We start from the raw sequence: 12643 nt of genomic DNA, 5'->3' as shown, positions 1-12643 counted from the left end.
GTGTGCGGGTCCATGAATCACTCGGCGGGAGGTTTCGTCGAGGGTAAGGAATGCGTGGGTCTGATCAACGATCCGGCGAATCGATTTCCTACGTCGATCTTGAGAAGCGGGTTCGGCAGGACCATCCGCTTCTGGCGGTCCGGGAGATCGCGAGCGCGGCGCTTTGTGATCACTGTGCGGACTTCGCGGCGCTGTATTCCGGGACGGGGCGGCCGTCGATCGCCCCGGAGATGCTGCTGGGGGCGATCCGGCCACCCGTTTGAGGATATGCTTCGCGCGCAACGTCCGCTGTGGATCATTCACGTCGATCCGCCGACCTTGCTGGTGTGTCCGCTTTTCACCCAATACCGGAAGAGCTAACACAACGACGGTGCTGAAACTTCGTGCCGACATCGGACCGCTCCAATTTGTTGACATAGCGGAGCTGCGCGCATTTGACAAAACTGCTCAGAAATGCTGTTTCACTCCGAGAGCGGCATCGATCCGCTGTTCGAGCCTCTGAGCCAGCAGCGACAAGGGCCAGCACAGGATGAAATACAGCATCGCCACGATCGGATAGACGATCATCGGCTTGAAGGTTGTGTTGGTCATGAGCTGTCCAGCGCGCGTGAGCTCGACAAAGCCGATGATCGCGGCGATCGAGGTGCTCTTGATGAGCTGGACGGCGAAGCCGACGGTCGGCGGGATTGAAATGCGCGCCGCCTGCGGGAGGATCACAAGCCAGAGCTGCTTGGGGAAGTTGAGCGACAGGCATTCCGCGGCCTCCCATTGAGCGCGCGGAATGGCTTGGATAGAGCCGCGCCAAATCTCGCCGAGAAAGGCGCTAGAGTAGAGCGTGAAGGCGAGCAGCACTGCCGGCCAAGCACCTACTTGAATGTTGAAGAGAACGGCAAGCCCGTAATAGGTGACAAAGAGCTGCATCAGCACAGGGGTGCCCTGAAACAGCTCGATATAGCCGATCGCAAGCCAGCGCAGCGGGCGAACCGGCGCAATGCGCAGGATCGCGACCAAGATCCCGACAACGCCGCCGCCGAGGAGGGCCCCGAACGAGAGCAGCAAGGTCCAGGGGATCGCCTTGAGGAGGTAGAGGAACTCGCCAGTGCCGAAGCTGCGCCCCATCACACCCTCAGGCTGGCCGGCCGCGCTGGAACACGGCCCAGTAGATCGTACTCAAGCCGGCTCTGAAGCCGAGCGCCATGGCGAGGTAGAGGCCGGTGGCAACGAAATAGAACTCGAAGGCGCGGAAGGTGGTCGATTGCAGCGAGCTGGTGATCGCCGTCAGCTCGACCGCGGAGATCGTCGAGACCACGCTCGAACTCAGCATCAGCAAGATGAACTGGCTGGCGAGTGCCGGATAGACGGTCTTCAGCGCCGGGAAGATGATGATGAAACGGAAGATCCCCAGACGCTTCAGGCCGAGCGCGCGCGCCGCCTCGACCTGACCCGGGGGTATTGCCTCAATCCCGGCGCGGATGATCTCGCTTGCGTAAGCGCCGAGATTGACCGTCATCGCGGCGAGTGCTGCCGTGTTCGCGGTGAGGCGGATGCCGATCACCGGCAGCGAGAAATAGAAGATGAAAATCTGTACCAGGAACGGCGTATTGCGAATGAGCTCGACATAGCCCGCCACCAGCCAGCGCACCGGCTTCGGCCCCGCCGACTTCCCATAGGCACAGACGATGCCAAGGCAAAGTCCCAATGCCATCGCCGTGGCGGAGAGCTGAATGGTCAGCAACACGCCCGCCAAGAGCTCCGCAAAGTGATCCCAGACGACGTTGAACTGAAAGACGTAGTTCACGCCAGATCTCTCCCGTCAGCCGGCGGGCAGGGATGCCGCGACGTGCACGCGAACGCCGTCGTGCCGAGAACGCCGCGGCGGCTCACGGACCGAGGTTAGAACACGGGCAGCGGCGGGAGATCGATCCCGGTGTACTTCTTATAGAGCGTGGCGAGTGTACCGTTGTTCGTGTTGACGAATATCCAGGTGTTGATCCACCGCCGCAGCTCGAAATCGCCGGGCCGTACAATCGGGGCGTAATAGGCGGTCGTCACCAGCAACTTGTTCTCGATCTTCTTGTCCGGGTTGCCGTCCGCCACGGTCTTGCCGGCGAAGGAGGTCATGGCGACCGCGTCGACCTGGCCCGAGAGCAGCGCCTGGATCGTGGCGCCGATCTCGTCGAACCAGACGATGTTGGTGCCTGGCGGCGCCATCTTCGGCACGGTCGCCTCTTCGAGCGTTGCGCGGGTGATTCCAATGCGCTTGCCGGTGAGATCGGCGGGTGTCTTGATGGCAACGCTCTGCGGCCCGAAGATGACGATTGAGAGCGCCCCGTCAGGGTTGCAATACATCACCGCCTTGGCTCGGTCGGTGGTAACCGAGATGGAGGCGATGGTGACATCGGCGCGGCCCGAAAGCAGCGCCGGGATCCGGCCGGTCGAGGGCACTTGCACGAATTCGAGCTCGACGCCCATGTCCTTCGCCATTTGTCGGGCGACGGCGACATCCGAGCCGTCGGGCTGGCCGTCCTTGTCGAGAATGCCGAAGGGCGGATTGCCAACGTCGATGGCAACCCGGATCTTCTTCTCCTTGAGGATCTTGTCGAGCGTGCTTTCGGCGCGCGTCGACGGCGCAACCAGCATCGCAGGCATTGCGACCAGCATTGCCAGCGCGAACAGTCTCAAACAAATCTTCATGGTGCCTTCCCCCCTGTCTTTATCGTCGTTGTCATCAGCCAGGCGCCGCGATGCCGATCATGGGTCGCCAATGCACCCAAACACCGATGCTCACCGCCAATTTCCGCATTAAGCCACTGATATAGTTAAGTGATAGCGCTTTCACGCTAGCAAGTCCGCGCGCTCCCGTCAAGGTGGTTGCAGCGGTCTCCTAGGATCGGCCGGATGACCCAGCGCGGCGGCGTCGGGATTTATTCGCGGCGCGCACCGGTCCGGTCGATTGCCGAATGACCACGTCGGCCTCGAGTTCGATCTTCTTTGGGCCGGCTCGACCGTCGATGCAGTCAAGTAGGAAATCGGCAATCATCGTCCCAATTCGGTCAGCCGGGATGTGCACGGTGCTCAACGGCGGATCCAGCTGGGAGACGATCTCGAGATCCGAAAAACCAGCGACCGAGATCTGCTCCGGCACCCCGATGCCCAATTTGTGACATTCCAAGAGAGCGCCGATGGCCAGCGTGTCGGTGGTACAAAAGATTGCGGTCAGATCGGAGTGCTGAGACAGAAGCATCCGCGTCGCCGCTCGGCCATCGACGATCGTCTGCGCCACCTCCACGACATATTCCGGAGCGGCGGTGATGCCATGTTCCCTCAAGCAGTCGAGCACGCCCGTGAGCCGCGCCGCGATCCGATCGTTGAGGCTGGAAGGAGCGGTGATAATGCCAAAGCGGCGATGTCCAAAATCGATGAGGCAGCGCGTCAGGCGATAGGCACCAGCCCGATTGTCGAATCCAATGCAAGGATGCGGGTTCTGCCCATCGAACTGGTAGGTATTGACGTATGGGAGCTTGCGCGACCGCAGGAGTTCATAAACCTCGGGTGCGTGCCGATGGCCGACCAGGGCGATGCCATCGACGCCCCTCTCAATGAGGGCCCGAACTTGCCGCGCCTCTTTTTCCTGATCATAGTCGCTGGCGGCGACCAAAAGCTGATAGCCGAATTCTTCTAGGCGTCGCTGCAACGCCTGAACACCGGCTGCGAAGATCCCGATGCCGAGTGTTGGCACGACCTTGCCGATCGTCAGGGAATGACGTGAGGCCAGCGCCCGCGCCGCCCCATCTCTGAGGTATCCGAGCTCGCTCACCGCACGCATGACGCGCTCGCGGATTTCCAGGCTCACTTTCGCGGGATGGTTGAGGACACGGGAAACCGTCGCAGCCGAGACGCCAGCCCGCCAAGCCACATCGCCAAGCGTTGCCATGGGCGAAAACATAGTGGCGAGGGGTGGGAATGACCAGCGACCTGCATCAGCCCGCAGCCGCAAAGGCGAATGGCGGCGCGCACATGAGTCCAAATGCTAGTACAGATGCGTCTTCAACCGCTCCTCGCTGGTGCGCTCGACCGCATCGACGTCGACGTGGGTGGCTCCGGTCTGCTCGCAGATGATGCGTGCGATCGAGGGCAAGGCACCCGGCTTCTGGCGATGGTCCTCCTCCCATAGCTTGGCGCGCCGGAGCGCCTTGGCGCAGTGGAAGAACACCTCGCTGACCACGACCTTGATCGCCAGCCTGGGGCGCTTGCCGTTGATTTCCGCTTGGCGGAGCAGCACCGGATCTTGGGTGAGCGAGGCTTTGCCGTTGACGCGCAGCGTCATCTCGATGCCCGGGATCATGAACAGGAGCCCGACCTCGGCCGCTTCCACCAGATTGGACAGCGTGTCCAGCCGGTTGTTGCCGGGGCGGTCGGGGATGACGAGGGTGCGGTCGTCAACGACGGCGACGAAGCCCGGCGGATCGCCCCGCGGGCTCACATCCATGCCGCACCCCGGCCGCATGGAGCCGATGAGGAGGAAGGGCGAGAGCTTGATGTAGGCGCGCGCGTGCCGGTCCAGCCGGTCGATCTGCTTCATGCGCGCCAGCTCCGAGACCGGCGGGTACAGGGCGCGGAGACTGTCCTCGTTCTCCACGCCGTTGGCGGTGTCGTCGGTCATCGTCGCTCTCCACTTGTCGTGCATCGTCCTGGCGATGCCTGAGGGTAGTCCAATCCGTCCCCGTGCCGCGAGGGTGCGGTCGGCGTGCCCGGGGTCTGTTTTTCCCTGGACGCCACAATCCACTTATGGTTGCATACTTTTGGCGGCTGTTCGCGGCTGCGCAGGCTCACCGGGGGTAACCATGGCCTATCGCATCTTATCGCTCGATGGCGGCGGCGCCTGGGCGCTCATTGAAGTGCGCGCCCTCATGACGCTCTTTGGCGCCGACGCCAAGGGACACCAGGTGCTCGCGGAGTTCGATCTCGTCGCGGCAAATTCCGGCGGCAGCCTCGTGCTTGGCGGCCTCGTCGAGAATCTGAGCCTCGGCGATCTCTTGGGCTATTTCGAGGATGAGGCGAAGCGCCGAGCGATATTCTCGCCGACCAGCTCCTGGGGTGACCGGGTGCTGCGCGATCTGACGGGCATGGGCCCCAAATACAGCGCCAAAAACAAGCTCGTGGCCCTGCAGAACCTGTTGCCGGAGCGCGGCAATCGACTCCTCACCAAGGCCGCCGACGGCGTGCACCGCACCGGTTTTGCGGACAACGTCCATCTCCTCATCATCGGCTTCGACTACGACCGCAACACCGCCAGTTTCTTCCGCTCGGCGCCCGCGGCCGGTCCGCAATGGGGGCATGGCGAGACCGCGAGCGTGACACTCGCAGAAGCGATCCACGCCTCCACCAATGCGCCCGTGAACTATTTCGATGCGCCGGCGATGTTTCCCGACGGGCCCGGACGGTTCTGGGACGGCGGCGTCACCGGTTGCAACAATCCGGTCCTGGCCGCGGTCACCGAGGCGATCGTCATGGGGCAAAAGCCCGCGGACATCGCGGCGCTCAGCCTCGGCACGGCGACGGTCGTGCTGCCATGGCCGACACCGGCGGATCCGCCGAAGTCGCCCTATGTGCAGGCAACCGTCGAGCCCGGCCTCGTTACCGATCTGCGCAAGCTCGCGACCTCGATCCTCGACGATCCACCGGATGTCGCTAGCTTCCTTGCGCATGTCATGACCGGGAGCGGCGCCGGCGTCCGGTCGCCCGCGATGAGCCGGATCGTGCGCATGAATCCCCTCATCAGCCCCATGGGAAAGCCAGGGCAGTGGCGAGCGCCGGGCCCCCTCGACAAGCCGATGACCGCCGCGCAGTTCACCCACCTCGTCGATCTCGACATGGATGCCGTACAGCAGGCCGAGGTCGATGCCATCGCCGCCTTCGCGGATCTGTGGATCGGCGGGAATGTCAGCAATCAGCCGCTCCGGATGCATCGCGATAGCTTGGCGCCGGAGCTTGGCTACGGCTCGTTCCAAGAGGCGGTTGCCGCGTGGAACGCCGTGAAGTAGCGCGCGGGGTCGACCATCGCGCGCACATGAGATGGGGGGATCGCATGCGCTCCGTTTTGCTGGCTGTGGCATTGCTGCTGTCGCTTCCACTCGCTTCCCAGCCAGGCCGAGCCCAGGATGCCCAACCGCCCGATAAGAGCGGTGTCATGGAAGGCGTGCTCAAGAGCCATGATCCCGATAAGGGAACGGCCGTGCTGACGCTGCCGGCACCTTTCCATGACAAGACCTTGACCATCGCCGATCCGGCGGCCGCGGAAACGCTCGCAAAAGCGAGGAAGGGCGACATCGTCAAGTTCAGTGCCGACGATTCGACCAAGCCGACGCAGCTAAAGCAGCTCCAGGAGATCCGTCGGCCGGTGGAGAGGACGCACCGGCTCTTGGCGTTGGCGGTCGCATTCGCCGTGCTCTGCCTGCTTGCCGCCGGCATGCTCGCCCGTTCTCCGCTCGCATTCCTGATCGGCGCAGACAACCGCTACAGCAATTCGCAGACGCAGTTGGCGTTGTGGTTCGCCGCCTTGGCGACGGCCTATATCGCCACCGTCGCGCTGCGCTATCTCTATCTCGGCTCGGATTACATCGGCGGTGTGCAGATTACCGAGAATCTATTGGCGCTTTCCGGCTTGAGCGCGCTCTCCTTCGGCGGCGCCAAGGTGATCACCACGCAGAAAGTGCAGAATGCCGCGCAGCCGAACGAGCCCGTGCCGAAGCCATCCGCGGCGCGTCCCAACCTGCTGACCGATCTCGTCCAGAACGATCGGCGACAAGCGGATCTCGGGGACTTTCAAATGATCCTCATTGCGCTCGGCTCGGTTGCGATCTTTGCGCTCAGCACCTTCCATTTCCTGGGTGAGCTCAAGCTCGCGAGGGAGGTCACGCTCCCCGATGTCGACTCGACCTTGCTTGCGAGCTTCGGCATCGGACAGGGCGCCTATCTCCTCAAGAAGGCGGCGCTTAAGCCCGGCGAGGGATGAGAGAGCGCGAAACGGCCGGGCTCGAGCGCTGCCGCGCGCCGGTGCCCTCTAGACGACCGCGACGATCATCGGCGGCTCGTCGATTATCGGCTTCACATAAACCTTGCTCAGGCCGGTGATGATCTCCAGCCCCGGCAACATGTCGGAAAGGATGAACCCGGCGCTCTTCTCCGGGTTGAGGCGCTTGCCGAGGAAATTCTCGCCCCAGATGCGCAGCTTGACGTAGAGGCCGCACAGCAACCCGCCGATGAGCGCGTGCTGGCGCGTCACCGTCTCGCGCAGCTTGCCGAAGGACTCCATGGTGATGTCGTTCCAGAAGGTCTTCGCCGTCTCCTCGAAGCCCTCGAGGATGGCGAGGACGGCCAGGCCGAGGCGATCGAGGGTGTTGAGCATGCCCGTGCATTTCTTCTGGAAGCCGGCATCGCCGCGGAGCTGGTAGGTGGCCGCTGCCTCCTTCGTCCATTGGCTGAATCCGGCCAGATGCGGGCGGATCTGCATGAAGACGCTGCGGTAGTAGGCCATCGACAGGAAGACGTCGCCGTATTCCTCGAGGAAGTTCGGGATGTCGGTCAGGCCCACCTGCAGGCGGTCGGCCAGCACCTGCAAGTTGCGCAAGGCTTCGCCGCGGTCCGGGTGGGAGAACAGGCCGACGAGCTGGTCGAAGTCGGTGATCTGCGCGTCGAGGCCGCCATAGACCTTCTGGATGAGCGGACGGGTGAAGGCGCGCATGAACTGCACGAGCTCTTGCTTCTTCGCTTCGGAGAGCTGAAGCGCGTCCTGGGAGGTGACGACGACGCCGAGACGGCGTAGCTGGATGCGCAGGGTGTAGACATCATAGCTGTTGAGGGAGGCGAGCTTCCTTAGAACGATCAGGTCATCGTGCACATTCTTGCGATCGTCGAAATACTTGTGCAGCTCCTCGACGCCGACCTGGCCGCTCACTTGCTTGCCGAGACTGAAGATCTCGACCACCGTTTCCAGGCGGACATTCTTGGTGAGGTGCCATTTCTGCAGACCGGGGGTCTTCAGCGGGATCGCCGAGAGCGGCAGGATATGCAGCGAGTCCTTTTCATGGTCGGCAAGGTTGGAGGAGGGCGGCGGCGTCTCCGCCGGTGATGAGCTCTTCGCTTCGACGTTATTCGGCACGGAACGGATCCCTCCTGTGCGTGTAGGCGGACCTGGTTTCTCAACTACAATATATCAGCGAAGTTTTAAAGAAAGATTAATTCGCTTTTTATCTTTTCCGGCTCCGGTTCCCTTGAGCCTCCCGGTCCCGCCCGGCACACTGGCCCTGGATGCGATCGACCGCGGCTTTCCGCGAAAGGAGCGTCGGCCCCATGTCCGGGTTAATCTCCCAAAAGTGCGGCGTTCCTCTCGGCTTGGCCAGCGCGTTCGGCCTCTTCGCCCTCCTCGTCGGTCCCCCGACGGGCAACGCGCAGATGACCCAACCCGGCGACCGGGTGGTCGTCACCCCCGCCGACCTGCCGCCGCCGCGCGCCACCCCCAGCGCCACGCGTCCGCCCCAGATCGTCGCCCGCCCGCGCGATACCCGTCCGAGCGTGCCCCAGGGGTTTACCGCGACCTTGTTCGCGGAGAATCTGGGGGAGGCCCGCAATCTCGCGGTGGCACCCAATGGCGATGTGTTTCTGGCCGAGACCGAAGAGGGCATCGTGACCCGCTTCCTCGACCCCGGCGGCACCGCCGCCGCCGCCGAGCGCACCACGTTTGCGACCGGGCTGCGCATGCCCCACGGCCTCGCCTTTCGCGACGGCGCGCTCTATGTGGGCGATGTCGAGGCGGTGTGGCGCTTTGCCTACGCAAATGGCGACAAGACGGCGCGGAGCAAGCCCGAGCCGGTGACGGCACAAGGCGAAATGGGTCCGCGCTACGGCCACTGGACCCGCACCATCGCCTTTGCTCCGGACGGCACGCTCTACGCCGCCATCGGCTCGCTCTCCAACCTGGCCGAGGAGCCCGAGCCCTATGCCAGCATCCGGGTGTTCGAGCCGGGAGCGGCGAAGGGACGCAGCTTCGCGCGCGGCCTGCGCAATCCCGTCGGCATCGCGCTCAGGCCGGGCACCAGGGAGCTCTATGCCGTCGTCAACGAGCGCGATGGGCTCGGCGACGATCTCGTGCCGGATTATTTCACCCGCGTGGTCGAGGGCGGCTTCTATGGCTGGCCCTACTCCTATATCGGCGCCAATCCGCAGCCGGGGTTGGAGGCGAAGGGCGGCGATCTCAGAGCCAAGGCGTTGGTGCCGGACGTGCTGTTCCGCTCACACTCGGCACCCTTGGGGTTGGTGTTCTACGAGGGCACGCAATTTCCCGCCGAGTATCGGGGCGATGCCTTCGTCAGCCACCATGGCTCCTGGAACCGCTCCGTGCCCACGGGCTATGCCGTGGTCCGCGTGCGCTTCAAGGCGGGCAAGCCGGAGCCCGGCTACGAGACCTTCGCGTCGGGCTTCCGCCTCGGCGGCACCACCAATGCGATCGTCTGGGGCCGGCCGGTCGGGCTCGCCATAGCCAAGGACGGCGCGCTGTTGATCGCCGATGATGCCGGGCGGACGGTTTGGAAGGTGAGCTACACCGGTCCTTGAATTGGAGCTTAATCCAGCCGGCGGATGCGAAGATCGCGGTAGCGCACGGCCAAGCCCCAGAATTGCTCGCCGCCATGCAGCTGCAGCCCGATCCGGCCGCTTGCTCCGAGCCGCAGCTCCTTATCCGTAAAGTCCATGACCGTGATTCCGTTGATGGCCGAGCGAATGCGGGGTGGGTTGCCTTCGATGCGCACAAGGATGCGGTTCCATTGGCCGACGCGCCAGAGGCTCGGCCATTGGCCGGGCGCCACCGGCAGCGGAAACGGCCCATCCACGAGCTCGATCAGCTCGGGCCGATCGAGGAAGCTGAAGTTGCGGACATGGAGATCGCCGGTGAGCCCCTCGCCATAAACGCCGCCGATGGTGCCGCCGGGATAATAGTCGACCATGCACTGATAGGCGGCACCGGCTTCGGTCGAGCGCAGGAAGATGCCGCTGTCGATGCCGAAATCGTTCCTCGCCTCGAGCTCGATCTCGACATCGCCGAACTCATCGTCGCTCAGCAAGAGCCCGCCATTTCCCGGCTGATCCTGGGTACCGATGATGGCGCCGGCCTCGACCGTCCACCGGCCGCCGGATCGATGGGCGCTCGTCCGGCTGTGGTCGCTGGCAGCGCTCACATGCCATCCCTTGAGGCTGGTGCCGTCGAACAGCAGACGGAAGTCCTGGGCGAGGGCCGAGTCGTAGAGAACCAGAGCGAGGCAGTGGGCGAGCGCGAGCCGGACGAAGACCTTCGCCGGAACGCAAAAAGGCATTGGCGCCTCGCGTGACTGCATGAGGCGCCAGCATACAACGGACCGTGTGGATGCCCCCACCCAACCCTCCCCTGCCGAAGGCTGGGGAGGGAGCAGGAAATCGTCCTCCCTCCCTCGCGTCATACGCGGGGGAGGGTCGGGGTGGGGGCATTCGATGCTTCGATCGGCTACTATGCCAGCCGGCATGATCTTACCGCTGCATCGGCTGGTGGTCGCACTCGCTTGCGCCACCCTGCTCGCGCAATCCGGCGTGGCGGCCGAACTGGTCCCCGAGGAATTGACCTTCGATAGTGGTGGCCGCGCGGTCACAGTCACGCGTTACGCAGCGGCGACTGCAGCATTGCGGCCCGCCGTGCTGATGTTGCACGGGTCGAGCGGCCTTGAGATCAACCCGCAGTCCTATGCGCACCATGCGCGGGCGCTCGCTGCGAGCGGCATTGACGCTTATCTCGTGCCGTACTTTAGACCTGGCTCGAACTGGTACTGCAGCTGTTGGGATGAATGGGCTATCACCGTGGCCGACGCGACGACTGCCATCCTGCGGCGGCCGGACGCATCGGGGCGTATCGGCTTACTCGGCTTCTCGCTCGGCGGCGCACTCGCCTTCGTCAGCGCTCGTGATCCGCGTGTCACGGCGCTCGTCGTCTTTTATGGCTTCATTCCGAATGACGAGCAGCGCCTCCGGACGACACGCCTGCCGCCATTGCTGGCGTTGCACGGAGACTCCGATGATAACGTCCCCCTGCTCTCGGGCCAGAACCTGGTCAGCCTCGCGAGACAACTCGGCGGTCGCGCCGAGCTTGTCGTCTATCCCGGCGAGAAGCATCGCCATTCCACTTGGGCAGAGCCAGCGGCGACCGACGCGTTCAATCGAGAGGTCGCATTCTTTCGCGCCGAGCTGATCGGTCCCTAGTGTGATGATTCCGAAGTTCGTCACCGAACTTCGGAATCATCACACTAGATTCAATTGATTAGTGTCCCGCCCCAGAAATTCGCTGACGAATTTCTGGGGCGGGACACTAGCTGGGCTGTCCGTGGTCGACACCGTGTGCCCCCACCCCGACCCTCCCCCAACACGTTGGGGGAGGGAGCCCAAAAATCGTCCTCCCGCCCTCGCGCGTCGGCGCTGGGGGAGGGGACAAGACGCATGATTGATCATGGCTCCCGCCCCCGCCGTCCTTCGACAGAAGCTCAGGGGTGGGAGAGGGTTGCAGGGTGGGGGCACCGTCACGCCGCATCGTGGAAGATGAGGCCGAGGGTGAAGCGGTGGCCGGAGCGCACTCGGCTCACCCCATGGCGGAGATTGACCCGGTAGGGGCCGCGTTTGCCGGCGACCGGCCGGTGGTGGACCGCGAAGATCACCGCCTCGCCCTGGGCCAGCGGCACCACCTCGCCCCGGGACTGGGCCCGCGGCCGCTGCTCCATGAGCAGGAATTCGCCGCCTTCGAAGTCCGTGCCGGGGGCACTCAACAGGATGGTCGCCTGCAGGGGGAAGACGAGCGGTCCATAAAGATCCTGGTGCAGGCAATTGTAGTCGTCCGCTTGGTATTTGAGCATGAGCGGCGTCGGCCGCGTCTGTCCGGCCGCATGGCAGTGCCGCAGAAATGCCGGGAGCTGCGGCGGGTAGAGATCGGCCCGCCCAAGAGCCTCGCTCCAGCGGTTGGCGACCGGCACCAGGTTCGGATAGAGCGCCTGCCGGAGGGCGGCCACCGGTTCCGGCAGCGGGTAGGAGAAATACTGATATTCGCCGCGGCCGAAGGCATGCCGCTCCATGACCACGCGTGAGCGAAAGCGGCCGGCATCGCCGTAGAGCGCGACGAGGGCGCGGCATTGCTGAGGCTCGATCAGCGGCGCGGTGGTGGCATAGCCCCGCGCATCGAGCGAGGCTGCGATCTCGGGCCAGTCCAGCGCCGCTGCTCTGGTGGCGATGCTGCGAGCCTGATCCTCGGCGGATGCGGGGCGTTGGCCGGCCATGGGCCATGATGGGGGCAGGCGGACCGCAGGGTCCATCCGCTTCATGCGTTGAATCCCGGCCGAGGTCGTCGGCCTTGCGTCGCCGCCAGCGGGGCGTCAGGCTACCTGCCTATTTTGTCGTCATGCCCGGACTTGATCCGGGCATCCATCGTACAAAACAAGATGGATTGCCGGGTCAAGCCCACGGCTGTCCGGTTTAGATTCAGATGCATTGAAGGGTCAATTGGGAGTTATTGAGACTTGGCCCTGGCAGTGGGTTGAGCAGGTGGGCAATTGGCTTTCGATGCATGAGGTTGACGCGG

General features: G+C 64.1%; 13 protein-coding genes. 5 read left to right on the top strand and 8 right to left on the bottom strand.

Annotation, left to right across the window (positions count from 1 at the left end; all coding sequences use genetic code 11):
• The first annotated feature begins 50 nt into the window (after window positions 1-50).
• The gene (locus HY058_07340; protein ID MBI3497100.1) at window positions 51-263 is read left to right on the top strand and encodes a hypothetical protein; all 213 of its coding nucleotides are present in this window, start codon (window positions 51-53) and stop codon (window positions 261-263) included.
• Between the two features lie 184 nt (window positions 264-447).
• Here the strand turns inward: HY058_07340 and HY058_07335 are convergent, their stop codons facing one another.
• From HY058_07335 to HY058_07315, 5 genes are all read right to left on the bottom strand, one after another.
• Window positions 448-1119, bottom strand: coding sequence for an amino acid ABC transporter permease (locus tag HY058_07335; protein MBI3497099.1), 672 nt, complete (start codon window positions 1117-1119; stop codon window positions 448-450).
• A 7-nt stretch (window positions 1120-1126) separates the two neighbouring features.
• The gene (locus HY058_07330; GenBank protein ID MBI3497098.1) at window positions 1127-1798 is read right to left on the bottom strand and encodes an amino acid ABC transporter permease; all 672 of its coding nucleotides are present in this window, start codon (window positions 1796-1798) and stop codon (window positions 1127-1129) included.
• 95 nt (window positions 1799-1893) lie between these two features.
• Entirely contained in the window at window positions 1894-2694 is an 801-nt protein-coding gene (locus HY058_07325; GenBank protein ID MBI3497097.1) for a transporter substrate-binding domain-containing protein, read from the bottom strand.
• A 190-nt stretch (window positions 2695-2884) separates the two neighbouring features.
• Window positions 2885-3934, bottom strand: coding sequence for a LacI family DNA-binding transcriptional regulator (locus HY058_07320; protein MBI3497096.1), 1050 nt, complete (start codon window positions 3932-3934; stop codon window positions 2885-2887).
• Between the two features lie 96 nt (window positions 3935-4030).
• Window positions 4031-4663 carry a pyridoxamine 5'-phosphate oxidase family protein gene (locus HY058_07315; GenBank protein ID MBI3497095.1) on the bottom strand — a complete coding sequence of 211 codons (633 nt, stop codon included), beginning with the start codon at window positions 4661-4663 and terminating at the stop codon, window positions 4031-4033.
• 181 nt (window positions 4664-4844) lie between these two features.
• On the opposite strand from HY058_07315, the gene HY058_07310 reads away from it, so the two are divergent.
• Window positions 4845-6044 carry a patatin-like phospholipase family protein gene (locus HY058_07310; protein MBI3497094.1) on the top strand — a complete coding sequence of 400 codons (1200 nt, stop codon included), beginning with the start codon at window positions 4845-4847 and terminating at the stop codon, window positions 6042-6044.
• A gap of 146 nt (window positions 6045-6190) precedes the next feature.
• Entirely contained in the window at window positions 6191-7015 is an 825-nt protein-coding gene (locus tag HY058_07305) for a hypothetical protein (protein MBI3497093.1), read from the top strand.
• A 48-nt stretch (window positions 7016-7063) separates the two neighbouring features.
• Here the strand turns inward: HY058_07305 and HY058_07300 are convergent, their stop codons facing one another.
• Window positions 7064-8161 (bottom strand): hypothetical protein, encoded by a 1098-nt coding sequence (locus HY058_07300; protein MBI3497092.1) that lies wholly within the window; start codon window positions 8159-8161, stop codon window positions 7064-7066.
• A gap of 191 nt (window positions 8162-8352) precedes the next feature.
• Between HY058_07300 and HY058_07295 the strand changes: the two genes are divergently transcribed.
• Window positions 8353-9612 carry a PQQ-dependent sugar dehydrogenase gene (locus tag HY058_07295; protein ID MBI3497091.1) on the top strand — a complete coding sequence of 420 codons (1260 nt, stop codon included), beginning with the start codon at window positions 8353-8355 and terminating at the stop codon, window positions 9610-9612.
• An 8-nt stretch (window positions 9613-9620) separates the two neighbouring features.
• On the opposite strand, the gene HY058_07290 is transcribed toward HY058_07295, so the two are convergent.
• Entirely contained in the window at window positions 9621-10367 is a 747-nt protein-coding gene (locus HY058_07290) for a DUF1080 domain-containing protein (protein ID MBI3497090.1), read from the bottom strand.
• Between the two features lie 172 nt (window positions 10368-10539).
• Here HY058_07290 and HY058_07285 point away from each other — a divergent pair, with 172 nt between their 5' ends.
• Window positions 10540-11280, top strand: a complete 741-nt coding sequence (locus tag HY058_07285) for a dienelactone hydrolase family protein (protein ID MBI3497089.1) — start codon at window positions 10540-10542, stop codon at window positions 11278-11280.
• Window positions 11281-11594: 314 nt separating this feature from the next.
• Here HY058_07285 and HY058_07280 read toward each other — a convergent pair whose 3' ends face one another.
• The gene (locus HY058_07280) at window positions 11595-12341 is read right to left on the bottom strand and encodes a 2OG-Fe(II) oxygenase (GenBank protein MBI3497088.1); all 747 of its coding nucleotides are present in this window, start codon (window positions 12339-12341) and stop codon (window positions 11595-11597) included.
• Between the last annotated feature and the right edge of the window lie 302 nt (window positions 12342-12643).

The sequence above is a fragment of the Pseudomonadota bacterium genome (assembly GCA_016195085.1).
Classification (GTDB): Bacteria; Pseudomonadota; Alphaproteobacteria; order SHVZ01; family SHVZ01; genus JACQAG01.
The sequence above is the reverse complement of the archived record's forward strand: the minus strand, read 5'-3'. Positions and strand labels throughout refer to the sequence as shown.